Source organism: Weissella paramesenteroides, from assembly GCF_051903945.1.
GTDB lineage: Bacteria > Bacillota > Bacilli > Lactobacillales > Lactobacillaceae > Weissella > Weissella paramesenteroides_A.
Genome location: NZ_CP192268.1, coordinates 115902 through 140398, shown reverse-complemented (window position 1 = coordinate 140398; position 24497 = coordinate 115902). Strand labels below are relative to the sequence as shown.

Genomic DNA, 24497 nt, shown 5'->3' with positions numbered 1-24497 from the left:
CCCAGGAATGTATTCCTTAGCTCTTTGATACTACCTATTTATCAAACATTAAGCACGATCATCATCGTTATCTGATGAATCATCGTCAGGTGTCAATGACTCTGAAGCAACCGCCTTTTCAGACGCAACATCTTCAGTCAATTTGTCATTTGCAGCTTTCTTAGCTTGCTCATATGACATTGGTGTTGATTCATCAACCTTAGAATCTGCTTGGTCTGGCATCTTACCAGTGTTGAACAAACTCAAAATTTGTTTCTCATCCAACGTCTCGTGCTCTAGCAAAGCTTGCGCAATGGCTTCATGCTTGTCCTTATACTTAGTAATAATATCACGGGCTGTATCGTAACCCTCAGTTGTAATACGACGTACTTCTTCGTCAACTAAACGTGACGTCGTATCTGAGTATAATGGTTGACCATATTGTTGACCGCCATCTTTCTCTAACTGGACCATACCAAGCTTATCAGACATACCATATTGCGTAACCATTGCACGGGCAATACCTGTCGCTTGCTCAAAGTCGTTTGAGGCTCCTGAAGACTGTTGATTAAATATCAATACTTCAGCAGCACGACCACCCATTAAACCAGCAACCTGATCCATAGCGTCCGTCTTACTCATCAACATTTGATCTTCACGAGGTAACATGATTGCATAACCGCCAGCACGACCACGAGGAACAATTGTTACCTTATGCACAACACGTGCCTCGTTTAATACAAGACCGACAATAGCATGTCCAGCTTCGTGGTAAGCAACTGTCTTACGTTCTTTAGCTGAAACAACACGATCCTTCTTTGCTGGACCAGCAATGACACGATCTTCAGCCTCATCCAAATCTTTACCTGTAATTGTATTGTTATTCTGACGAGCAGCCAATAAAGCAGCTTCGTTCAGCAAATTCTCCAAGTCAGCTCCAACGAATCCAGGCGTTTGCTTAGCAATTTCCTTCAAGTCAACACTTGAGTCTAACGGCTTATTCTTTGCATGAACCTTCAGGATTGCCTCACGACCCTTAATATCAGGGCGACCAACCAAAATCTTACGATCAAAACGACCTGGACGAAGCAATGCTGGATCAAGCACATCAGAACGGTTTGTTGCCGCCATGACGATAACACCTTCATTACCTTCGAATCCATCCATTTCAACCAACATTTGGTTCAGCGTTTGCTCACGTTCATCGTGACCTCCGCCCATACCATTACCACGTTGACGTCCGACCGCATCAATTTCATCAATAAAGATAATTGACGGTGCCGCCTTCTTGGCATTTTCGAACAAATCACGAACACGACTTGCTCCAACACCAACGAACATCTCAACGAAGTCAGAACCAGAAATTGAGAAGAATGGTACGCCAGCTTCACCAGCAACAGCCTTAGCTAGTAAAGTTTTACCAGTTCCAGGAGGGCCCTCTAGAAGCACACCAGATGGTATACGAGCACCCAACTTAAGGAACTTCTTTGGATCCTTTAAGAATTCAACAACTTCGACCAACTCTTGCTTTTCTTCTTCAGCACCTGCCACATCAGCAAAGCGTTTTTTGTTTTCTGATGGGTCGGCTGGCTTAGCCTTTGACTTACCAATCCCCATCATATTGCCACGGCCACCTTGACCACCTTGGTTCATACCACCCATCATTAGGTAGAACAAACCAACCATCAAGATCAGCGGTAAAATAGTGACAAGAAATGTTCCCCAGAAATTAGTAGGCTGAGGTTTTGTGGTGATATCCGTATCTGCCTTTTCGGCAACTTTTTGTACGTTTGCAATAACGGTATCACTACCAACCAATTTGGTCTCAAAGGAAGTTGCCTTACCTGATTGACCACCACCTAACAATGCTGTAAAGGCATCATTATTGCTAGAACTTTTACTTGATTGCGCTTTTGTATACTCACCCTTAACGTTGTAAACTCCATCGCCAGGTTGAATCGTGACTTTATCAATCTTTTTGTCACGTAACTCCGTCATAAATGTTGACGTAGAGATAGTCTTAGTATTTGAGGTCTGTGTGGGCCCGGCTACCCAATATATCAACCCCATAATACCGAGGACTACGATTACGTAAAACAAACTATTTCGGACAAAATTTCCGTTTCGTTGGTTTTTCATCAATTCCTCCTATAGATAGCAATAGCAGTTACTATCTTATATTATGTACGATCTTACTAATTAATTTTTCAGTTTAAATTAGTGATTTGGTGTGATATCCACCGTGTCAACAATATCAGCATGTTGTGGATCATAAACTTCACGCTTCAAAACCCCTACATATGGTAGATTACGATATAACTGTTTGTAATCCAGTCCATACCCTACCACAAAGGCCTTTGGTACGTCAAAACCAACATAATCAACAGTTGCTTCAACAACTCGTCCATCTTTTTTATCTAATAGACTAGCCGTTTTTACTGATTTTGCACCACGATTCTTTAGTAACTCAATCATGAACTTCAGTGACCGACCTGTATCAACAATATCTTCCATAATAATAATGTCACGTCCATTAATATCAGTCTGTAAATCTGTTACCAAATCCACATTACCTGATGATGAAATACCACCATTATAACTAGAAACATCGATAAACTCGACTTCTGCATATTGCATATGACGCATCACATCAACTGTCCACAAAACAGCACCCTTCAGTACTGATAGAATAATTGGTGTCCGTCCTTGATAGTCAGCAGCTAATTGTTCGCCAACTCGTTTGGCAGCTTTTGCAATATCTGCCTCGCTATACAATACCCGTTCGATATCATTATTCATGTCCGGCTGGTTCATGTTTTGTTAATCTCCTAAATCTTAATTCCCCTACTGTTACATAGATTTAAGAATACCATGTTTAACCCTAAATGTTTAGTCAATAACTAAAAGAACTGAAAAAGTTTTAACTTTTCACCAATCTTAACCATTGATGATCCCTTTTGAGCTGTTTATAGTCATTTAACTGAACACTGCCAGTAGCGACATTCTTATTTCTCATTAGTTGAATTATCTGTCGCAACTGTCGATCTTTAACGTCAAACAATTCTTGCTTTTGTAACCATTGTTGTAGGACTAGTAATAATTGTTCCGTTGGTAATTTCCAATTTAATGTGCCCGCTTCTAACTCTGCCACATACTGCTTAATTTGCGGACCCGCCAATGCCTGTAAAGCTGTTAATTGTTCCGCAAAATCAATAATATGGTTCACGGCTTGTTTATTTATGTGCTGTAGGTCAGGAATAACCGCATTTCTTAGTCGATTACGTGCATATTGCTGATCATTATTTGTATAATCGTCAATCCATTCTTGCACAGGTTCCTTAACCAAATCCTTTAATTCTAACTTAGAAAGGCTTAAAAACGGTCGTACAAGCTTCAAGCCATTGGTAAGTGTTTGTTTTTCTGGCATTCCAGTTAACTGCTCTAACCGGCTTCCGCGCGCTAATTTATATAAAATTGTCTCAACTTGATCATTGCGATGATGTGCGGTCACAATACTGTTTGCGCCAACTTGCTCAGCAACTGAAAACATCACACTATACCTTTTTTCACGTGCCTTTTCTTCTACTGAAACAGTTGGCACCTCTGACCAATCTAATTTTCGTATGGTTGCCGATTGTAAGTGTGGCGTATTCGCAAACACTTTCCTGACTAATTCTTCTTCCTGTTGCGCATCAGAACGCAGTTGATGATTAATGTAGATAGCACTAACTTGTGGTTGCAGATCTTTAGGCAAATCACCTGCAGTTAGCCATCTTAATAATCGTAATGAATCTTGCCCGCCTGATACAGCGACCAACACGTGATCGGTGGCATCAAACAACTGTTGTTCACGAAGATGGCGAATTAAGTTAGCTCGTAAAACTCTAGGTTGCATTCCTATACACTGACTCCTTTTTTGGACTAACTTTATTATATGCTAAAAAGACAGAGTGTGACAAAACGCGGTTTGAATCCGGGTGTAACGTAGTTTGCACTATTTGTGGCCGGAGCAACGCGCAGGACAGGAATAGTGTAAATTGCGTTACATTGAGGATTCAGCTTTTTGGAGCACGTTTAGACAGAGTGTAACCCAACGCGGTTTGAATCCGGGGTGTAAGGTTATTTTCAGACAATAAAAGCCAGGACAAAACGTCCTGGCTTTTATCAGTTAATTTGTTAATTGCTAATCTGGAATATTAAAAACAGTTTCGCCATTTTTTGTATACATATACTTCTCACGAACCAATTTTTCCAAATAGCTATTATCACCTAAATCTTTTACTTCTTGTTTTAAATCTGAATGTGATGCCTTTGCAGTTGATAATGTCTTGCTGGTTTCAGTTAACCCAGCCGAGGTAGTGGTGTATTTTACATATTGTTTATGAAAATTTACCATAGCCACAACAGCTACAATAATCATAAAAACACCTAGAAGAAAACGGCGACGCAAATGAATATAACGCGCATATTTCGCTTGTTGTGCTTCAATCGCTATATGATGCTTGCCGGCAGCATTTAGTGGCCGTATATTTGATTGTTCAGTTGTTCTACGCATCACTAATCACCTTTCCGGTCATTCACCTAAATCTGCTTATAATTTAATTACTCTAACTTTACCTCAGGAATTAAATTTTTCTAACTCTCATTATCATTTCTTAACATTTTCATATAAAAAAATAACGGAGCGTTATTTTATTTTACGTCAGCGTCAAAATTTTGTGCATATGACTCTGAAACAATACTATACATATGCTCAGCTTCATTCTTTTTTGTTGTCTCAACAATGCGTTCTACTGCAATAACTGATGTCTTGTTACCAAAACGAATCGTTAATTCATCACCAGCCTTAACATCACTAGATGATTTTGCAGTTTTACCATTAATATCAATACGCCCTTGGTCTGAAATATCTTTTGCTACTGAGCGTCGCTTAATCAAGCGTGATACCTTTAAATATTTATCTAATCGCATGAATTTTCCTTCCGTTCTAAGAAGTGGTAGATTTTGTACCCTTTTGGTAGCGCATACCACTCTTCCTTTGACAACAGACGTAAACGCCAAATCATCACTATAAACATTATTATACCAATTAACGCTGAAGTAATCAGCGAAAATAAACTAGCCATTCGAGATGATCCAATCAATTTGTCACTCGCCCATCCCCATAATCCAGCGGTTAGTAAAACGACCAGCAATGTTGCCACTAACTTGTACCACCAATTTTGGGTGTGCCATTGTCGTCGCAATTTTTTCGGCAAACGATGTAAGACAAAATATAACATTGGTACTAAGGCTAATAAAGTTGCCAATGATGCACCCACAATGCCAAATTGTGGAATAAACATCATATTCAAAATATACTTAACAATCATCGTTAACAATACAAACCAGCTAACGCCACGCGTATAGTCTAAACTCTGTAAAACACTCGTGATAATCAAAATTAGGGTTGCTGGAATAATCGTTAAAACAAAAATCATTAACGCTTGGCTACCTTCTCGCGTGCTAAACAGCACTTGGTTAGCTGCGGGCATGACCGCTATTAAACCAACTGTGGCAACACTCGATAAAATCAATGATAGCCGTAGCATCATTTGAAAGTCGTGTATAAAGTCGCCATCTTCTTTTCGAACAGCGTGAGAACGCAATACTGGTAGTAAAGAGGTACTAACTGCTGTTGCTAGAACCATCCCCAATTGAACCAATGGTTGCCCACGGTCGTAAACCCCTTTCGCATACTCGGCAGCCTGTGAGCTCATGCCATTGACTTCAAGTAGCCCTTTAGTCGAAAACGAATCTACCAACTGCAATAAAATTAACAGACCCGTTAACATAGCCAAAAGATTGCCCTCTGACCACAGGCGCTGGAAAATACGGATCCACCCGATTGTACGCTCTTTTTTAACAGGCTTAGTAATCGGTGTTTGCCAAACGAGCTTAATGGTACGACTAATATATAAAGTTGCTAGCAGTGCTGCGACTGCAGCGGCTGCAGTCGCCCAAGAACCAATCTTGTAAACGGACCAACCGGCATGAATACCCCACCAGGCCACACCAATAATAATCCCAACACGAACTATCTGTTCAATCACTTGTGAGATAGCAGTCGGCACCATATTCAATTGGCCTTGTGCAAAACCACGACCTACTGCCAAAAATGGCATGAACCAAAACATCCAAGCAACCGCTCTGATCACAGGAATCAACTTCAAATCATTTCCCATCCCAGTTGCTATCAAAGGAGCGCCACCATAAACAAAAATGAATAAAAAGAAGCTGATGATAAAGAGTAACCAAAATAAGCGTCGCGCCACCAACTGTTTACGTTCATTATCAGGTTGTTCCGTAATGATTTTTGAAATAAATAACGGCCAGCCGCTTAAGGCCAACACCACCCCAATGCCATATATCGGATAAACCTGTTGATATACATAAAAGCCTGTATTACCAACTAAATTCTGAAAAGGAATGCGATAAACAGCACTGAGAATTTTGGCAATAATACCAGCCAATGTCAAAATACCAGCACCGGCCATTAAATTTTGACTACTTTTACTCATATTCCTAATCCTTTTTTGGCAATAATGCTGACAAAAACTTTATTAAGCTTTGCAGCCACTCATCATCTGTTTGCTTTGGCTGAATGGCCATCGCAAATAGCACGGGGTCATTCACTTTAATCTGACCACGAGTTTTCGTATCAGCCATTGCTTGTTGGACTTGCTCACGAGTTATCTTAGCTTGCTTATCAAAACGAATGGTTACAATCATCGGTTGATTAACCGTCCGCTTAATTTGAGCAACCCCCACCTGATCAGCAATTGCTTTTAACTGTGAAACCGTTAATAAACGATTGGTAGCTGCTGGTATATCACCAAATCGATCAACCAAATCATCTGTAATTTCAGCAAATTGTTCAGCCTTTGTTGCTTTACGAATACGTTGGTATAAGTCAATTTTTTGTGGTCCATCTGCCACATAGTCAGCTGGCAAATAGGCTTCGACCTGTAAGTCTAATTCTGAATCAAAACGTTTTTGTTTCTTACCTTGTTTAGCAGCAACTGCCTCCTGTAGCATTTGAGTATATAAATCATAACCAACAGCATTGATAAACCCATGCTGTGATTGACCAAGTAAGTCTCCTGCTCCACGAATTGACAAATCTCTCATGGCAATTTTAAAGCCCGAACCCAGTTCTGTAAAATCACGAATAGCCGTTAGTCGCTTTTCACTTTCTTCATTAAGCGAACGCGTACCTGGATAGGTAAAATATGCATAAGCGACATTATTTGAACGACCCACACGACCTCGTAACTGATACAATTGCGCTAATCCCATATAGTCCGCATTTTCAACAAACAATGTATTAGCATTTGGAATATCTACCCCGGTTTCAATAATTGTTGTGGTAACTAAAACATCATATTCGCCATTGATAAAGTCGACCAAAATACCTTCCATTTGTGTTTCAGTCATTTGGCCATGAATATATGCAACCTGTGCCTCAGGAACTAAACTTTGAATCATGCCCGTAACTTTTTCAATATCCGCTACCCGATTATGAAGATAGAAAGTTTGACCACCACGTGCCATTTCACGTTCGATGGCATTTGCAATGACCCGTCCATTTTGTTCCATCACATACGTTTGAATTGGATAACGATTGGCTGGTGGTGTTTCAATCACTGATAGATCACGCACACCAACCATTGCCATATTCAGCGTACGTGGAATCGGCGTCGCTGTCAGCGTTAAGACGTCTACATTTGTCTGCAAACTTTTTAGCCGCTCCTTATGCTTTACCCCAAAACGTTGTTCCTCATCAATAATCAATAAACCTAAATCACCGAACGCCACATCTTTGGCTAATAAACTGTGTGTACCAATAACAATATCGATTGTATGATTCTTCAAACCCGTCTTGATTTCTGTCATTTGTTTTTTTGTTTGAAAACGAGACATCCAAGCAATTTTTAAATCGGTACCTTCAAAACGGTTAAGGAATGAATCGTAATGTTGCTGTGCCAAAATAGTAGTTGGTACCAACATGGCCACTTGTTTACCCTCGTGAGCGGCTTTAAACGCTGCTCGCATGGCAACTTCAGTTTTACCAAAGCCAACATCACCCACCAGTAAACGATCCATTGGGCGCGACTTTTCCATATCTGCTTTAATTTCCTTGACCGAACGCATTTGGTCTGGTGTTTCAGGATACGGAAATGCTTCTTCAAAGCGATGCATTGCCTCATCATCTGGTGCAAAGGCGTACCCTTGCTTAATTTCACGTTCCGCATACAAAGCCAAGAGATCGTCCGCAATGTCCTCAACTTTTTTGGCAACTTTCGCCTTTGCACGTTGCCATTCAGTGCCACCCATTTTATTGATTTTGGGGGCCTTTTCAGCTGCACCAACATATTTTTGTACCAAATCAAGCTGTGTTACTGGAATAAATAGCTTATCTCCCTTTTGATAAGCTATCGTAATATAGTCTTGCTTAACACCCCGATTTTCAATTGTTTGCATGCCTTCATAGATACCAATCCCATGATTAACATGCACAACGTAATCGCCTGGTTTCAGCTCATTATAGCTCTTAATACGTTCCGCATTTGACAGTGTTTGACGTTTTGGGGCCCGTTTACGGACCTGTTGGAACAACTCTTTTTCAGTTAACACCACTAATTTTTGCATTGGTAACTCAAATCCCGCACTTAGTGGTAATGTTGCTAACTGCGTACGACCTGTTGCTAAACCGTCAACAGGCACTTGATTTACTTTAATGCCAAAGTCATTTAGGGTTTGAACTAATTTAATTTGTCGATCATCTGAATTAGTCAAAAAAATTACGGTCATATTTTGTTTTTGCCACCGCGTCACCTCACCTTTCAACAAGGGCATCTGACCAAAAAATTGTTGTGTTGGACGTAGTGTAACATTGGTTAAGCTAGTTTGCCGTAATTGCCCAATTCCCCGTTGTAGTGGCGAGAAGATTAAGCTTGCTTGTTGGACATCACGTGCTTGATCCGTCAACGACCAGCCAAAATCCGCTACTGTCAAAACTTGTTGTTTATCAAGTTTCTCAGCCCACCAGTTGGTATCATCTAATCGCATTTGCGCCGCATTTTCAACGGCACGCGGATAATCATCGAATACAACAATGCCCTTTGCTGGCAGATAGTCAAAAAGACTGGCAGCATCTGGATACAGCATATGTAAATATGCCCTTATTTCTGGCAAAATTTGTCCATCTGTTAGTGTAGTTAATAATGGCGTTATCGCTTCAGTCAAATGACGTTTCTCTGCGCCAGTCAATTGATCGCGTTGTTTCGTCATCGCCAACTCAAGTTGTGTTTTTGCTTTTTGACGTTCATCGTCACTCAAAACTAAGTCAGTCGCTGGCAAAATAGTCAATGAGTCAATATTTTCAATACTACGCTGATTTTCAGCATCAAATGAACGCATTGAATCTAATTCAGTATCAAAAAAATCTAATCTAACTGGATAGTCTGCATCCAATGGGTATACATCAACAATTGAACCACGAATTGCAAATTCACCAGGTTGTTCGACCGTGGTATTTCGGTGATAACCCATTTGATGTAGTCTAATTTCTAAGTCTTTTAGCTCATACTCATGATCAAAATCAATCGTCAATTGTGCTTGTTGAAACTTTTTAACGGGTGGCAAATAACGTTGTGCCCCCGCAATACCAGTTACCACAACAGCTTGTGGATCCGTTAATAATAGATGCAAAGCACTAACACGTGCCAAACGAGTATCTAACGATGTCACTGCCATTTCAGCTGCTAAACTTTCTTCAGCAGGAAAAACCGCCACATGTTCGTTACCCAACAAAGCTTGTAAATCTTCTGCTAATTGATCGGCATGAAATTGACTATCTGACACAATCACCATTGGTTGCTGAGTTCGTTGCTGTAACGCTGCTAAATAAACCGTACGGGCAGTGCCAGAAATTCCCGTCATCAAATGACGACCACCCTTAGTCAACCCAGTGGCTAACTCCTGTAAAGCTTTATCCTGTTGTAAAAGTTCAGTTAGTTGCATAATGTATTTTTATCCCTTTAATTAAACTGATTCATCAGCATTGGCATGTCTTTACCAGCAGCAAAGTTTTCAAAAATTTCGACTGCTTTATCTAATCCCGCCAGCAAGTCAGGCTGTTCGTCCTTTCCAAATCGTCCTAATACATAATCGACAACTGCTTGATGAACATGTGCTGGATGGCCAATACCAAATTTCAAACGATTAAATTTTTGTGTACTTAATTGATTAGCAATGCTTTTGATCCCATTATGACCCCCAGCAGAGCCCTTCTGTCGTAAACGTAATCGGCCAAGGTCCATATCCATATCATCCTGCACAACGAGTAGGTCCGCTAGGTCTAACTTGTAATAATCAACTAGTGGACGCACTGCCTGCCCTGAATCATTCATATACGTGGTTGGTTTAACTAACAAGACCTTTTCATTATTGATGCGTACATCAGCTACAAAAGCATGATGGGCGCCATCTTGTTTAAATGTGGCTTGGTACTTATCTGCCAATGCATCCACTGTCATAAACCCAACATTGTGGCGTGTTTGATCATATTCTTTGCCAATATTTCCCAAGCCAACAATCATTTTCATTTTTCTTTTGCCTCACTTTTTACGTCACTAACGCACGAAATGGGTCGAGACCAATTAGTCCCCACCCTTGTGCATTATTTATTTTCTTAATGATTATAAATTCTAAACCAAATTACCCTGATTTAATAGTCCTAAGTCTTTTATTTTTGAGCTTGGTAGTCATCAAGTGATTGCAACTGACCACTATCTTGAAATACTTTCCCTAATTGTAACAACATTTGATCATGTCCCTTAGCCGCCTGCACTTGCACACCTATTGGCAAGCCACGCTTTGTAACATATGTTGGTAAGCTTAGCGCCGGTTCGCCAGATATATTGGCTAATTGTGTGAATGGTGTTTTCGATAAACCATGTAGCCACGCATCGTAAATTAATTGAATCTGATCCTCATGGCTTAATTTTTGAATATGCTTTAGTCGCTTAACATATTTTGGTAAATAAGCTGGATCACTATTCTTAGGTGCCACTGTCGCAGTTGTTGGTGTTAAATAAATTGGATAGTCTTTATGGAATGCCGTCATCTGTCGGTTAACTTCAGCCATCTCATCAGCAACAAATTGATCACTCTCTTTTGTCTGTTTTTTGTCTGCCTGATAGAGGGCCCATGTCATTGGCGAAACATCACGAAACTTCATTGGTTTCCCAGTTTCAGCTGCAATTTTTTTATTCGCGTCAGTGCCTGTTGCGGTTGATGCTGTATAGTACATTTTCATCAACTTTTCACCATCAACCGGTGCATCTTTCTTTACCACAGTATAACCTTGATCCCGTAAGAACCTAACTGCTTGTTTAACTGCTCTAACAGCATCTTTGCTAACTTTAGTTCCCACTGGGGACTTTACAGAATAGGCAATTGTCATCTGTTTCAAGTCAACCGGTGCATCTTTTATCAGCTCAGGGTATTCTACATTCTTCATCCCCATGAAATAAGTTTGTAAATCAGAAATATATCGTGCATTAGCAAAGTTAACCGATGAAGGAGCTGTATCATCCCCTATGATAGCACCTTGCGTCGGTTTTAAACCAATCACACCAGTAAATGATGCTGGAATACGCAAAGATCCCCCTGCATCATTTCCTGTCGCTATGGGTACAAAATCTGCAGCGACACTAGCAACTGCTCCTCCTGACGAACCACCGGTATTACGATTTAACCGCCAAGGATTATGCGCCACACCGTTTAACTTTGAAGCAGTGATGTTAATCAAACCTAATTCCGGATAATTTGTCTGACCAATAATAATGAATCCAAGTGCTTGTAACTGCTTTACGAAATCACTCGTTTCTGTCGCTTTCTGTTTCTTTAAATTTTTCAGACCTCTAGTATTAGATTCTCCCTTAAGTTGTTGTCCTAATCCCTTTATTAAAATAGGCACACCATAGAAAGGCTGACCAGTATCTACCAATTTATCTGCTTCTCGCAAAGCAGCGGATTCACGTAAACTAATGACCGCATTTAATTGTGGATTGTCTGCTCTGATCCGCGCAACTGCATGCTTAATTAGTTGTTGACTGGTTACCTCACCACTACGAATTAATTGTGCTAAATCACTTGCAGCAGCATGCTGGTATTTAAAATATGACATCCCATAGTCTTTTGCATGCTTATGTTGTAAAGTCTTCCCATTTGCGTGTACAATTAATTGCCGCGAAAAGTAGCCAATTCCCCCTGCTAATAATGCCAAAGCAGCCCCAATTTTTATCTTCTGTTCCCGATTCACTTTACGCCCCCAAAGCTCAAGCTTTTATCATGCACATGATTACTAGATTTTTAACAACGATATCTACTATTATTTTACGCTACCTGTCATATATATTCTATTAATGAGAAATTATAAAAAGCGTACCTGGAAAGATACGCTTTTTATCGATTATTTCATTTGTGTCCCGTGAGCATCTTCCCAGCGGGTTCGTGCAATTGATGCAACAATTGCAATTGCAAGCAAACTCACAATTACGATGAGTGAAGCAATATTTGTTATCTCAAACTGCCAGTCCATCATCTTGCCTGCTTCATTAATCAACATTTTCGCACCAATAAAGGCCAAAATGAGTGCCAAAGCATATTTGATGTACCGAAACATTGGTAATAGTTTTGATAGCGCAAAGAATAATGATCTTAGTCCCAAAACTGCAAAAATATTTGATGTCACAACAATAAACGTATCTTGCGTAACTGCCAATACAGCTGGTATTGAATCAACTGCAAATAAAATATCTGAAAATTCAATAAAAATTAAAGCAATTAGAAAGGGTGTCACAAACCATTTACCATTTTCTTTCACCATAAAATGTGGTTTGCTAACATCATCTTTAACTGGTAGGATTTTTCGCAAACCTTGAATCATTTTGCTATCATTTAAATCTTTATCCTTACCTTTATCAAACAGCATATTTATTCCGGTATAAACTAAGAAAATGCCAAAAAGGTACATTAACCATTCAAACTTGTGCAATAATGCTGCACCACCAAGAATAAAGAGCACCCGCATGACAATTGCCCCAAATATTCCCCAGAACAACACTCTATGCTGGTAACGTGCCTCAATACCAAAGAATCCAAAAACTAAGATAAAGATAAATAAATTATCCATACTTAGCGATTCTTCTAGCAAATAACCAGTAACAAAGTCGATGGCATGGCCACTTCCCTCGAAATACCAAATACCTGCTGCAAAAATAAAAGCTAACACAATCCACATTGCTGTCTGCAAAAGAGATTTCTTAAATGTTGGCACTTCTTCTTTCTTGTTCAAAACACCTAAATCTAATGCCAACATCGCAATAACGAATAGAAAAAAACCAATCCAAACCCATATACTAACTTCCATTAAGTACGCTTCCTTTTTTATATCAATACAATTATCTATCAGACTATCCTAGCAGACAATTGTATCAGGAGTGTCTATATGTTGTCCATTCATAGACTAATTAAGCCTTAAAAAGGGCATCAATCCACCAATTTGAAGATTAATACCCTTAAACGTGCTCCAGAAAACTGAAACCCATACTATGATTAAAATAAATTAAATATCTATATCATCAATGTTAACACCAATGGCTTCAGCCACACGTTTACCATAATCCGTATCAGCGCGAGCCATTTGTTGTACCATCAACTGCTTATTCTCAAGACTATCGATTGTACCTAGGTTACTCTTAAATGTCTCTATTAGACGTTGTTTCTCATCTTCAGACATAATGTTATACAAACGACCAGCTGCTGAATAATAATCAGTATCATAAGGTTCAAATGCACCCGTCATGCCTTGGAACATATCACCTGTTATTGATGTATGCGGATCCTCAACCGGACCACCCTGACTATTTGGTTCGTAATTAACACTACCATTTTGGTTTTGCGCCATAAATCCATCACGTGCATAATTATGAACCTCATTACGAGGGCGATTAGCCTTTAATTGCTCAAAATTAGCACCTAAACGATACCGAGCTGCATCCTTGTATGAGAACAAACGTCCTTGCAACAATTTATCCATTGAAGGCTCAATACCTGGTACTAAGTTGGCAGGAGAAAAAGCAATTTCCTCAACGTCTTCAAAGTAATTATCAGGATTAGCATTCAATGTCATGACTCCAACTTCGTGAAGTGGGTAATCCTTGTGCGACACTGTTTTCGTTACATCAAAAATATCGTACTTATAATCAAGACCTTCTTGATAAGGAATAATCTGTACCGAAAGTGTCCATGAAGGGTAGTCACCATCCTCAATGGCATTAAACATTTCATTCTGCAGATAGTCAGTATCTTCACTCGCTAATTTAGCGGCAAGCTCATTAGACATATTTGACACACCTTGGTTACTAATAAAGTGATATTTCACCCAAAATTGTTCACCCTCAGCATTAACCCACTTGTATGTGTGACTCCCATATCCATTCATCGTACGAAAGCTGGTTGGATTACCACGATCACCCATTAAATAGGTCACTTGGTGAATTGATTCTGGTGAATGTGCCCAGAAGTCAAACTGCATGTTGACATCACGTTTATGAGTTCGCGGATCGCGTTTTTGTGAATGAATAAAATCCGGAAACTTTAATGGGTCATTGATAAAAAAGACTGGTGTGTTGTTACCAACAATATCGTAATTGCCTTCTTCTGTATAAAATTTCACTGAGAAGCCATGTACATCACGAATGGTATCTGGGTACCCAGATTCACCCGCTACGGATGAAAAGCGAACAGCAAGTGGTGTCTCTTTGTTCTCCCCATTGAACAAATTGGCTTTAGTAAATTGACTCATATCATGGGTTAATTTAAATACACCTTTAGCACCAGCACCTTTTGCGTGGACGACACGCTCAGGGATACGTTCGCGATCAAAATGCGCTAACTTTTCCAATAATTGGTAGTCCTGCATCAGGACCGGACCCCGTTCTCCTGCTGTTAAACTGTGTTGATTATTAGCCCATGGCTGTCCTGCTTGTGTTGTTAATTTATTGGTCATCATTTCCCCCATTCATAATTCATCTGTCAACCAAAATATAGATTATACAAATCTACACAATTAATTATACTGTCAATCTATTATTATGCAAATATACTGTTTTTTTATATCAATGTGATTTATATAACAAGCTTATTAATTGTACTATTTTTATTGAAAAATAGAGCCGGTCAGAAAAGTCCATAAACTTTTCTGACCGGCTCTAAAATCAAACTAAAAATCTTTATCCTAATTAATCTGCTTGCATACCTTTAAGGACACGAAAATTATGCAAATGAACAACAAAGTAGATGAACATTGCCAAAATCGACACAATACCCACACTAGCCAATACCATCACTTCTGTTGCTATCGAACCACCAATCATGATTGTCTCACGTAACCCACTTACTGTATAAGTCATGGGTACAAGTGGGTGCAACCACTGATAGAACTTATTTGAAAGTTCTATTGGGTAGGTTCCAGCTGCGACACTAAGTTGTAAGACTAGTAGCACCATCGAAACAAACGCTCCTGCCTTGCCAAACCACATATAAATGGCTGTAACTAATGCTGCATCAACATAGCTGGTCAATAGCATAAATAGTAATGTCTGTCCCGAGTTAACAGGATTCATGCCAAGTACCCAGTCACTTAACGCATAAAGTGTCAGTGCTGTCATCGTAGCAATGCCAAAGAGAATTAACATCTTTGACCCAAACCAAGCGCCTAGTGACGATACTTTCCCTCGTGGAGAAACCATATCCAGCATAAGGTTAAGTGCCATCATCCCAACAAACATACCAACAGAGAACATATATGGAATCATACCGGTTCCATTATTAGGTACTCGATCCTTCTCTGTATGAGATACCGTCGTTGGTGTTGCCATCTGTTTGAGCGTGCCCTTTGTACCCTTTAATTGATCTGCTTGTTTACCAGCTTTGCTTAATTGTGTGGCAAGCGTAGTATTACCAGCATTCATTTCTGATAATGCTGGTCCCATTTGTTTGGCTGCACTAGCTAATTGCCCAGAACCGTTGCTAATTTGTCCAGCACCACTAACAAGTTGATTAGCCCCACTATTTAACTGACCACTCATACCAGATAGAGTCTGCAAACCATTGTTTAATGTTTGCGCCCCGCTAGAAAGTTGACTAACACCACCACTTAATGTTTGAGCACCAGATTGTAATGTTGCAACACCATTATTTAACGTTGCTGACTTTCCCTGCAGCGTTTGCAAACCACTACTTAATGTTTGGGCACCACCAGCTAACTGTCCGACTGCTTTTTGCACAGTGGGCACTTTATCATTAAGTTGTTGCGAACCAGCCGCTAACTGTGAAACAGCGTCAGGCAACTTTTCCATTTCAATTAATTGATTGTTGACTTGATGCAAATCTGTATTATTAGCCGTTTGTGCTAACTCTGTCAAAGTTGCTTGATGTTTCTGTGCAACCTGTTCCAATTGCGTCACATTTGATTGTAGCGCTGCTGCATGTTCAGTCATTGTCGCTAATACTTGGGCAGTTTGGGTGTCACTTTGTTTGCTTGCCAATGCTTGCACAAATTTTGCCTTTTGTGCTGCAGTAATGTTAATCCCTGCTTCTTGCATAGCGGCATTCACGTTGTTTGAAAGTGCATCCTTATCAGCTGCATTAGCCTTTGCCAAAGCCTTTAAATCCGATTGTAGTGTGTTGAATTGATTGTTAATGGTTTGATTATCTGGTAATGCTGTTTTCGTGTCATCCACAACGCTAGATAATGCCGCAACTTCTTTTTGTACTTTCGTCAAGTTGCCCTTCACATCATTATCAACCATTTCTTTATTCAACTGTGATAAGCCATCATTAAGCTTCGTGACTCCATTAGCAAAAGTCGGTATTTGCTGATTTAACTGATTTAATCCTGTTGACAATGTCTGGCTACCATTTGCTGCTGTACCAACTGCAGCAGTATATTGTTGTGTACCCTGACTTAATTGATTAATACCATTAATCAGTGTTGGTGCTTGCTGATTCATCTGATTCAACCCATTGGCTAATTGTGCACTACCATCACTAGCTGTACCAACTGCAGTCGTATATTGTCCTAATCCCTGAGTTAATGTTTGGGCACCATCTTCAAAAGTTAATGAACTAGCTGCTAATTTTTCAAGATTAGTAGTAACTTGATCACTACCTGATTTTAAGGTATTGGCACCATCTGCCAGCTTTTTATTGGCTGCGCCTGCCTTTGTCATACCAGCGCCTGCCCGTTGCATTTCTTTAAAAATCGTCTTGGTATATATCTTAGTAACTTTCCCAGAAATTTGATTACCAATTTGTTTTGCACCTGATTCAGATAATTTACCCGCAATGAAACTATGACCAGAACTTGTTTCATATTTTAGCTTCATTTGCTTTGGTTTTTTGTCTAATAATGTCGTTGCATTTGCTGAAAAATTCTTTGGAATAGTAATGACAGTATAGTATTTACCATCTGCCAATCCTTTTTTAGCAGCCTTTTCTGATGGAAATTTAAAATTCATCGCATCAGATTTCTCTAATTCATTTTTTAAATCATGACCAACCTCTAGCTTCTTACCCTGGTAAGTAACTGTCTGATCTTTGTTAACCACTGCTACTGGTAACTTACTCACTTCGCCATAAGGATTCCACAATGATCCTAAAAAGGTAACTGCATATATAGATGGTACAAAAAACAATACAAAAATGACTAACATATAAAATTTATGACCTTTTAGCCACTGCCACTCTGACTTTAGCATTGTACACTCTCCTCCTGAAAAAATTATTGAACAACTTGTTGAATAATTTATCTATGTGCATTATATTAATGCTATTAGGGAGTTAGTGCAATAGACAATTTTTAACACGTTGTTTAATAAATGGAGCATAAATTATGAGACAAGCAGAACGTAACGCAAGAACACAACAAAATATCAAAAAGTCTTTTATCCAGTTGATTGAATCAAAGGGCTTTACTAATATCACGGTATCTGACATCACACGCGATGCCCAGGTTAGTCGTGGTACATTTTACGTACATTATACGGATAAATATGAATTACTATCGAAAATAGAAGACGAATTGATCATGAACATTACAAATGCTTTGAAAGATAATCTCAAAGAACCATTAAGTAATGATTCAACCCATGATAGGTCTGGGGCAACTTATCGTGTATTTAATCAAGCACTTGAATATGTAGATGGTGAACGTGAAACCATGCATGCATTATTTTCAGCAAATGGTGATCCCCAATTTTTTTCACAGATAAAAGACGTTGTTGATCATCTTTTTACTATGCAACTCGAAAAAAATGCTGGCCATTTTTCCGCTGCAATCCCCATCGATTACACTAAAGAAATTGCAATTAACAGCATTTTAAATATTGTTCGGCACTGGATCGACAAAGAAAATCCAGAATCACCTGAAGAACTAGCTGACATTTTAATGCGTAGCCGTTTTATGGCACCCCATGATTTGATTTCATTTGATTAATCATAGAAAGCCACAACAAACAACGCATTGTATATATAACAAGGCCGCCAATCTGACCATTTTGTTAGATTGACGGCCTTTAACTATGTTCCTCTTGAAACACACTTTATTTAATACGTTCTAAGTTTTTAATTTTAAACATTCTGTTTAAAGCCTCAGGCAACATCCCCAAATTGTGCGTTTAATGTGTCTGCCACTTGTTTAATTTCATTTTCAAGCATATCAGTAATGACGACTTTTGCGCCTTCCTTCACAAATAATTCTGCTTCAGGCGCACCTTGTCCACGTGCGGCACCTGTAATCATTGCAACTTTGTCATCTAAACGTCCCATTTTAATTCCCTCCTTTTTCTCGTACTCCTCCTTGTTTATTATTATATTCTCTAATAAATTAGCCCGCTAATATTACACCTTTCAAGAATACATTTACTTATTTTGGCAAATCCACAAATTATTTTGTAATTTTTTTGTAACTTTTAAATCGCATTGTCACGGTTTTTGTAACTTACAATACCCTAAAAAAGTAACGATTTAACGTTTTTCGTGATTAGCATTTGTGAATAAAATATTTTACAATAAAACCCATTGAGTTCAAATGATATAAAAAGGCGGATTTTTCATGCACTTATTTAGCAAAAAAATATTCATATATTCAGGGATTACAATAAGTTTGATATCTGGTGGTATCGTGCTTAATTCAGGACTGACATATTTAAACGCCGCCACGGTGCAAGCAGACTCGAACGCTAATTCACAATTAGTAAATTTACTCGATCCAACAGGATTAGCCAACACACATTTACTAGCTTCAAACTTCTATTTAAAAAACTATCAATCCAATCAATACCTAAGTAATGAATCAAATTCTCCTACTATCACCAATCAACCTAGTGCAGATTCACAATCTTTATGGACAGGAAACTACATCACTTCAGGCCATTATCAATTGACTAATAACAATAACCACCAGTTGTTGACTGGTAATGGTTATAGCAAAATTGGTTTCTCTGAAACAACGGACGATAAAACCGTTACAGATAATCAATGGGAATTACAATCCGTTCCTGCTAGCAAAGTTAATGGTCAAAAAAACGTCTACTTAATCAAAAATGCTGATACTGGTCACTATTTAGCTCAAGATGGTAGTCAAACTTCAGTTATTTCTTCCGCTAATCATAATAAGACAGCTTATTGGGAACTAGATCCTCAAACAATGGACAATGTTGCCAGAGTATTTACAACTGATGGTTTTAAGTCATTAAGCCAGGATGAACAGACTGGTCTATTCAACTATACGTCTGCAACTTCTTCTCGCTCAGCACACATGCGTGGTGTATTGAAAGGGATTGCTACTGATGAATTTTTTAGCGAATCCGCCAGCAATCAAGCGACTGCATTGCGCAAAGTATTAAGTAATGATGGCTCACCAGAAGTCAATCGTGGCGTTAATGCCGATGCAACTGGTTATTCCACAACCTATAAATTATCTAAATCTAAAAAAACAACCTATTCTGAATATGCTACGGACGGTAGTGTAAAAGGTTACCGGACAGCTGTAACGTTAAATAATTCACTCACAAGACAGCCACAACAAACAATTAATGTTTATACAACACAAGCTGATGAAGCAGAACAAGTTGCGAAAGCTTACGCCGTTATTCCATATGAATTTAGGCAATACATTACCAACGTTTTCCAAACAAATAATGGTGCAAACACCTTTAACACCAGCAAAGATATGATGGCTATTCGTATGAATTTCTTACCACAAAATGGTCAAATTGCGATGACCGGTGCCCACGAACTTGGCCACAGTTTATCGTTTAATGATGCTAATTCAGACGATTATTCACACACACAAGCCTGGACAGATGCTGTTAAAGCCGACGCCGATGCTGTCTCTGATTATGGTTCTTCTAACAATGATGAAGGATTTGCAGAATTTACGCAGCTAGTCATTTCTAGTTTGGGTAACCCCTACGATATTCAAGCAATCCAAACCATGTATCCACATCGTTGGGCAGCCTTTGAAACATACTTTAATTCATTAAATGGTGATGGCGCCTTAGAAAAGCTATACTCTCCTGTGACAACACCTTTTAACTAGAGAGCGTTACAGTATGGCTTGAGTCTTTTGAAACACGTTTAAGAGAGCAAGACAAAAGTCGTTTTGAAGCCGGTGTGTAACGTAATTTTCGTCATTTTTGTCCGTAGCAAAGCGCAGGACAGGAATGGCGTAAATTGCGTTACATTGAGGCTTCAGAATTTTGGAACGCGTTTAAGGGAGAACAATCTATCTATTTGATTTAGGTAGATTGTTCTCCCTTTTCAGTTTATAACGGCTAGTTATTTCCCAACGTCTAGACAACCATCATAACTAACTAAACAAATGGTGCCAATTTTTTTCGATTTGCATTTCTAGCTGTGTCACTGACATTGCTCGCAAATCGGCCACTTTCTGATAAACCTGTTTTAGCATTCCTGCATATTCATTAACATGAACATCTCTTTTTAAAGCCCACTGAAAGCTCTCCAACCCATCTGATTCAATAAATAACTGCGATAGTGGCACTTTCTGCGCAAAAGTTTGTACCACTTCATCAGTTAGAACATCTGGTCCAATTGAAAAATAACTGTTCAGACGCGCAATGTATGCTGCTTGTAACTTTGCGGATGAATACCAGTGTACTAACACTGTCAAATCAGGCAATTCATTAATATCACTTAAAATTTCGGATTCACAACCTTTTGTATGTAAAATAACCGGGCGATGAAGGTCATTCGCCATATGCAGTTGTTGCAAAAAAACTGGTCGTTGCACTGCCAATGGGACATCCGTCCATACAGTATCCAATCCAATCTCGCCAATAATTGCCACTTGCGACAATAACTGCTCATCCACCCGCTGTCGTTGTGTTTCCCATGGATGAATGCCATAACTTAGTAACTGGTGGCTATCCGCATACATTTCATTAAAATGAAATTCCGCACTCGTCGTTGCATTTAAAATAGTGGCAATGTGTGCCCGTTGCTGTTCTTCGATAAAAGTAACGTCACCATCACTATGACTATGCATGTCAATTAACATATATTCCCCTCTATACAAAAAGCGGTCAGGCAAATTTGCCGACCGCTATAATCGTAACTCATCACATATATGATGACTGTGATAGATCCTCTAATGACTCCAAGTGGTAGCCTTTTCTAGATAAAATTTTGATGATTTTTGATAACGATCCTTCACTAACCGTATCTGGCAATGTAAACAAAAGCCGGGTTGTCCGTGGATTTCTATCTGGATCCAAAGTCATTGCTGATGAAATCGTTGTATATCGTGAAATGATATGGGCTGCCTTTTCCAGGCTACCACGCTCACCGTCTGATACTAACGTTAAACTATACCGACCCTTATTCGTTGCCCAAGAATCCGCTAATAATCTCATCATACGACTATGTGTCAGAATGCCCATAAAATGGTTATCTTTATCCAATACTGAAACAAATGGCAAATCTTTTAGCGTAAAAAATGCTTCATAAAAGGTTGCTTCCACACGTACAAATTTTGTCATATTCCGCATATAACTGGTAACCGGCACATCCAAAGTACCGCCTTCAATAATGTGGTGATATATATGTAGCTTATAAATAGCCCCGCGAAACAATTGTCCACTTTCATCCAAAATAGGAATAGCCCGAAATCCGGAATGATCAAAGATATCTAATGCATCTTGAAGTGTTGCATTTTCACTGAGTGTTGTTAACACATCTCGAGATTTTACCAATGTCGCTAGCATTTAGACAACTCCTATCCTTAGTTTCTAATCTAATTATAATACCACGAAACCTTTACTACTGCACTGTTTTCTGGTAATCGTAACCTAAAATTCACATTAAATGAGAAAATTAGGGTCTTTATTATTATCACACTCATGATTTAAAGTAGTCTATAATTCATATAAAAAAATCGGCAATTACCAATTAGAATTGGAGAATTACCGATTTTTAAACGCTCTCTGTTTTTAAAATGTCCTTAACGTGCCTTCAATGCCCATAAGATAGACACTGTATCCACAACTTCCTGCAGTAATGCGCCAAACAGTGGTGGCAAGAAACCAAAACTAGCAATTAACATGAGTACTGTACAAATAACAATACCAATTAATACTGCCTGTCGGGCAACTTTCATTGTATCAGCAGCAACTTCTACTGACTTGGCAACCCGTGAGAGATCGTCCTTTAAAATAACAACTGTGGCTGTCTCGCTCGCTGCTGTCGCACCATGGGCCCCCATAGCAATCCCAACATCTGCTATCGCTAATGCTGGTGCATCATTAACACCATCGCCAACCATAACAATTGGTTTTTCATTTTCTGGTGTATCTTGAATAAATCGAATTTTTTCATCAGGTAACAACTCTGCATGTACATCTTTAATGCCTGCTTGAGATGCTATTTTCTGTGCTGTCTCTTTTTTATCACCGGTCAACATCAAAATATGTGCCTGCCGCTTTAACAAAGCTTGCATGGTTTTGGCTGCTTCTGGACGAATTTGATCATTAAAAGTAATGTGCCCGAAATAATGATCATCGAGACTAACGTAGATAGCTGTTTGCCCCTGCACTTTCGTTGGCACATCTTCGGCAACGAAACTTCGCTTACCAACTTTCACAGTATATCCTTGATACTTAGCGATTAACCCGTTCCCAGTCACTTCCTTTACATCATCCAGCATTTCAAGTGTCAACCCCTGTGCACGTACATAATTAACTAGTGACCTGGCTAAAATGTGACTAGAATTCTGTTCCAAACTCGCTGCTAAACGAAGTAATTCATCTTTACCATTACCCTCTGCCACTAGAACTTGGTTAACTTGCAAGACGCCTTGCGTAATCGTCCCTGTTTTATCAAAGGCAAAGGTCTTCGCCTGCGCCAATTTTTCTAGAACATCCCCGGTCTCAACAACAATTCCATTACGGGATGAACGACTCATTCCTGATACCATCGCAACTGGTGCTGCTAAAATCAATGGACATGGTGAAGCAACGACCAACACTTCAGCAAAGCGGATTGGGTCTTGCGCCACGTACCATGCGATACCCGCAATAACATAAGCAATCAAGGTGAAGGGGACTGCATAACGATCAGCCAGACGAACAAAATGGGCTGGTTGTGCTTCTGATTCTCGCACTAATGCAATTAAACGCTGGTACTGACTATCATTACTCGACTTATCAGCATACATTGTAATGGCATCATCCCCGTTAATCGATCCTGATAATATTTCATCACCAACATCTTTTTGAACTGGCACAGATTCTCCTGTCAATGAGGATTCATCAAACATTGTACTACCACGTAAAATATGACCATCAACCGGTACTTGTTCTTTGGGTTTTACTAATAACTTATCGCCAATATTCACATCTTCAACACCTATCTCAACTGGATGACCATTCTCGATTCGATGGGCATATTGTGGGGAATTTTCCAATAGAGCCTTTAGTTCTGAATTTGCCTTTTTGGCAGCGTAATCTTCAAGAGTATCACCACCAACTAACATCAATAAAATAATCATTGCTGACCAATACTCACCAACAGCCAGGGTTGCAATAATTGCTGTAATCGCCAGTAAATCAACCCCATATTTTCCAGACATTAATGTTTTAACCATCTCGATAAACATTGAAATGGCAAGCACTAACCCTGTTAATGAAATCAACAATTGGGCCCACTGCGGTTGTTGCAGACCAAACTGAAAAAGTACCGCAATAGCTGCAATCACAAATATACTAATCAGTTTCCCAAGATGTCTCATCATATGGCCTCCCTCTTGCACATATGCTTCATAACATAACCATTGCCTAATATTATTATATATCAAACATGCAAATATTGTGAATATTTGCACT

The 24497-nt window shown here is 39.2% G+C and carries 18 protein-coding genes; 2 read left to right on the top strand and 16 right to left on the bottom strand.

The window, feature by feature from the left end:
- Nucleotides 1-48: 48 nt before the first annotated feature.
- The 12 genes from ftsH to ACQ4QH_RS00615 all read right to left on the bottom strand — a co-directional run bounded on the left by ftsH (nucleotide 49) and on the right by ACQ4QH_RS00615 (nucleotide 17852).
- Complete coding sequence (gene ftsH, locus ACQ4QH_RS00670; protein ID WP_439818907.1) at nucleotides 49-2118, bottom strand: ATP-dependent zinc metalloprotease FtsH; 2070 nt, start codon at nucleotides 2116-2118, stop codon at nucleotides 49-51.
- 78 nt (nucleotides 2119-2196) lie between these two features.
- Nucleotides 2197-2793, bottom strand: a complete 597-nt coding sequence (gene hpt / locus ACQ4QH_RS00665; protein WP_002829140.1) for a hypoxanthine phosphoribosyltransferase — start codon at nucleotides 2791-2793, stop codon at nucleotides 2197-2199.
- Nucleotides 2794-2899: 106 nt separating this feature from the next.
- Complete coding sequence (gene tilS / locus ACQ4QH_RS00660) at nucleotides 2900-3874, bottom strand: tRNA lysidine(34) synthetase TilS (protein WP_439818906.1); 975 nt, start codon at nucleotides 3872-3874, stop codon at nucleotides 2900-2902.
- Nucleotides 3875-4162: 288 nt separating this feature from the next.
- Complete coding sequence (locus ACQ4QH_RS00655) at nucleotides 4163-4534, bottom strand: FtsB family cell division protein (protein ID WP_330155575.1); 372 nt, start codon at nucleotides 4532-4534, stop codon at nucleotides 4163-4165.
- A gap of 137 nt (nucleotides 4535-4671) precedes the next feature.
- Nucleotides 4672-4950, bottom strand: coding sequence for an RNA-binding S4 domain-containing protein (locus tag ACQ4QH_RS00650; protein WP_439818905.1), 279 nt, complete (start codon nucleotides 4948-4950; stop codon nucleotides 4672-4674).
- Entirely contained in the window at nucleotides 4941-6539 is a 1599-nt protein-coding gene (locus ACQ4QH_RS00645; RefSeq protein ID WP_439818904.1) for a polysaccharide biosynthesis protein, read from the bottom strand. Before ACQ4QH_RS00645 ends, ACQ4QH_RS00650 begins: the two co-directional genes overlap by 10 nt.
- 4 nt (nucleotides 6540-6543) lie before the next feature.
- Nucleotides 6544-10044 (bottom strand): transcription-repair coupling factor, encoded by a 3501-nt coding sequence (gene mfd, locus ACQ4QH_RS00640; protein ID WP_439818903.1) that lies wholly within the window; start codon nucleotides 10042-10044, stop codon nucleotides 6544-6546.
- A 17-nt stretch (nucleotides 10045-10061) separates the two neighbouring features.
- Nucleotides 10062-10628 (bottom strand): aminoacyl-tRNA hydrolase, encoded by a 567-nt coding sequence (gene pth, locus ACQ4QH_RS00635; protein WP_439818902.1) that lies wholly within the window; start codon nucleotides 10626-10628, stop codon nucleotides 10062-10064.
- A 140-nt stretch (nucleotides 10629-10768) separates the two neighbouring features.
- Nucleotides 10769-12349, bottom strand: coding sequence for an amidase family protein (locus ACQ4QH_RS00630; protein WP_439818901.1), 1581 nt, complete (start codon nucleotides 12347-12349; stop codon nucleotides 10769-10771).
- 150 nt (nucleotides 12350-12499) lie between these two features.
- Nucleotides 12500-13459 (bottom strand): TerC family protein, encoded by a 960-nt coding sequence (locus ACQ4QH_RS00625; RefSeq protein WP_439818900.1) that lies wholly within the window; start codon nucleotides 13457-13459, stop codon nucleotides 12500-12502.
- 195 nt (nucleotides 13460-13654) lie between these two features.
- Nucleotides 13655-15100, bottom strand: a complete 1446-nt coding sequence (locus tag ACQ4QH_RS00620; protein ID WP_439818899.1) for a catalase — start codon at nucleotides 15098-15100, stop codon at nucleotides 13655-13657.
- A 232-nt stretch (nucleotides 15101-15332) separates the two neighbouring features.
- Nucleotides 15333-17852 carry a YhgE/Pip family protein gene (locus ACQ4QH_RS00615; RefSeq protein ID WP_439818898.1) on the bottom strand — a complete coding sequence of 840 codons (2520 nt, stop codon included), beginning with the start codon at nucleotides 17850-17852 and terminating at the stop codon, nucleotides 15333-15335.
- 134 nt (nucleotides 17853-17986) lie between these two features.
- Here ACQ4QH_RS00615 and ACQ4QH_RS00610 point away from each other — a divergent pair, with 134 nt between their 5' ends.
- The gene (locus ACQ4QH_RS00610) at nucleotides 17987-18589 is read left to right on the top strand and encodes a TetR/AcrR family transcriptional regulator (protein WP_439818897.1); all 603 of its coding nucleotides are present in this window, start codon (nucleotides 17987-17989) and stop codon (nucleotides 18587-18589) included.
- A 155-nt stretch (nucleotides 18590-18744) separates the two neighbouring features.
- On the opposite strand, the gene ACQ4QH_RS00605 is transcribed toward ACQ4QH_RS00610, so the two are convergent.
- Entirely contained in the window at nucleotides 18745-18921 is a 177-nt protein-coding gene (locus ACQ4QH_RS00605) for an SDR family NAD(P)-dependent oxidoreductase (protein WP_439818896.1), read from the bottom strand.
- Between the two features lie 286 nt (nucleotides 18922-19207).
- Between ACQ4QH_RS00605 and ACQ4QH_RS00600 the strand changes: the two genes are divergently transcribed.
- A complete protein-coding gene (locus ACQ4QH_RS00600; RefSeq protein ID WP_439818895.1) occupies nucleotides 19208-20695 on the top strand; it encodes a hypothetical protein in 1488 nt (495 codons plus the stop codon).
- A gap of 270 nt (nucleotides 20696-20965) precedes the next feature.
- On the opposite strand, the gene ACQ4QH_RS00595 is transcribed toward ACQ4QH_RS00600, so the two are convergent.
- The 3 genes from ACQ4QH_RS00595 to ACQ4QH_RS00585 all read right to left on the bottom strand — a co-directional run bounded on the left by ACQ4QH_RS00595 (nucleotide 20966) and on the right by ACQ4QH_RS00585 (nucleotide 24403).
- Nucleotides 20966-21676: a TatD family hydrolase gene (locus tag ACQ4QH_RS00595; protein ID WP_439818894.1), complete on the bottom strand. Its 711-nt coding sequence runs from the start codon at nucleotides 21674-21676 to the stop codon at nucleotides 20966-20968.
- Between the two features lie 61 nt (nucleotides 21677-21737).
- Nucleotides 21738-22382 carry a cyclic di-AMP binding protein CbpA gene (gene cbpA, locus ACQ4QH_RS00590; protein ID WP_330155565.1) on the bottom strand — a complete coding sequence of 215 codons (645 nt, stop codon included), beginning with the start codon at nucleotides 22380-22382 and terminating at the stop codon, nucleotides 21738-21740.
- Nucleotides 22383-22618: 236 nt separating this feature from the next.
- A complete protein-coding gene (locus tag ACQ4QH_RS00585) occupies nucleotides 22619-24403 on the bottom strand; it encodes a heavy metal translocating P-type ATPase (protein WP_439819489.1) in 1785 nt (594 codons plus the stop codon).
- Nucleotides 24404-24497: the final 94 nt, after the last annotated feature.

Excerpts from the sequence above, each read along its gene's own strand:
- ACQ4QH_RS00595 (WP_439818894.1), bottom strand. The coding sequence starts at position 21,676 with ATGTTAATTGACATGCATAGTCATAGTGATGGTGACGTTACTTTTATC.
- ACQ4QH_RS00625 (WP_439818900.1), bottom strand. The coding sequence starts at position 13,459 with ATGGAAGTTAGTATATGGGTTTGGATTGGTTTTTTTCTATTCGTTATT.
- ACQ4QH_RS00615 (WP_439818898.1), bottom strand. The coding sequence starts at position 17,852 with ATGCTAAAGTCAGAGTGGCAGTGGCTAAAAGGTCATAAATTTTATATG.
- ACQ4QH_RS00620 (WP_439818899.1), bottom strand. The coding sequence starts at position 15,100 with ATGACCAATAAATTAACAACACAAGCAGGACAGCCATGGGCTAATAAT.
- cbpA (WP_330155565.1), bottom strand. The coding sequence starts at position 22,382 with ATGCTAGCGACATTGGTAAAATCTCGAGATGTGTTAACAACACTCAGT.
- ACQ4QH_RS00655 (WP_330155575.1), bottom strand. The coding sequence starts at position 4,534 with ATGCGTAGAACAACTGAACAATCAAATATACGGCCACTAAATGCTGCC.
- mfd (WP_439818903.1), bottom strand. The coding sequence starts at position 10,044 with ATGCAACTAACTGAACTTTTACAACAGGATAAAGCTTTACAGGAGTTA.
- ftsH (WP_439818907.1), bottom strand. The coding sequence starts at position 2,118 with ATGAAAAACCAACGAAACGGAAATTTTGTCCGAAATAGTTTGTTTTAC.
- pth (WP_439818902.1), bottom strand. The coding sequence starts at position 10,628 with ATGAAAATGATTGTTGGCTTGGGAAATATTGGCAAAGAATATGATCAA.
- ACQ4QH_RS00585 (WP_439819489.1), bottom strand. The coding sequence starts at position 24,403 with ATGAGACATCTTGGGAAACTGATTAGTATATTTGTGATTGCAGCTATT.
- tilS (WP_439818906.1), bottom strand. The coding sequence starts at position 3,874 with ATGCAACCTAGAGTTTTACGAGCTAACTTAATTCGCCATCTTCGTGAA.
- ACQ4QH_RS00605 (WP_439818896.1), bottom strand. The coding sequence starts at position 18,921 with ATGGGACGTTTAGATGACAAAGTTGCAATGATTACAGGTGCCGCACGT.
- ACQ4QH_RS00645 (WP_439818904.1), bottom strand. The coding sequence starts at position 6,539 with ATGAGTAAAAGTAGTCAAAATTTAATGGCCGGTGCTGGTATTTTGACA.
- ACQ4QH_RS00610 (WP_439818897.1), top strand. The coding sequence starts at position 17,987 with ATGAGACAAGCAGAACGTAACGCAAGAACACAACAAAATATCAAAAAG.
- ACQ4QH_RS00600 (WP_439818895.1), top strand. The coding sequence starts at position 19,208 with ATGCACTTATTTAGCAAAAAAATATTCATATATTCAGGGATTACAATA.
- hpt (WP_002829140.1), bottom strand. The coding sequence starts at position 2,793 with ATGAACCAGCCGGACATGAATAATGATATCGAACGGGTATTGTATAGC.
- ACQ4QH_RS00650 (WP_439818905.1), bottom strand. The coding sequence starts at position 4,950 with ATGCGATTAGATAAATATTTAAAGGTATCACGCTTGATTAAGCGACGC.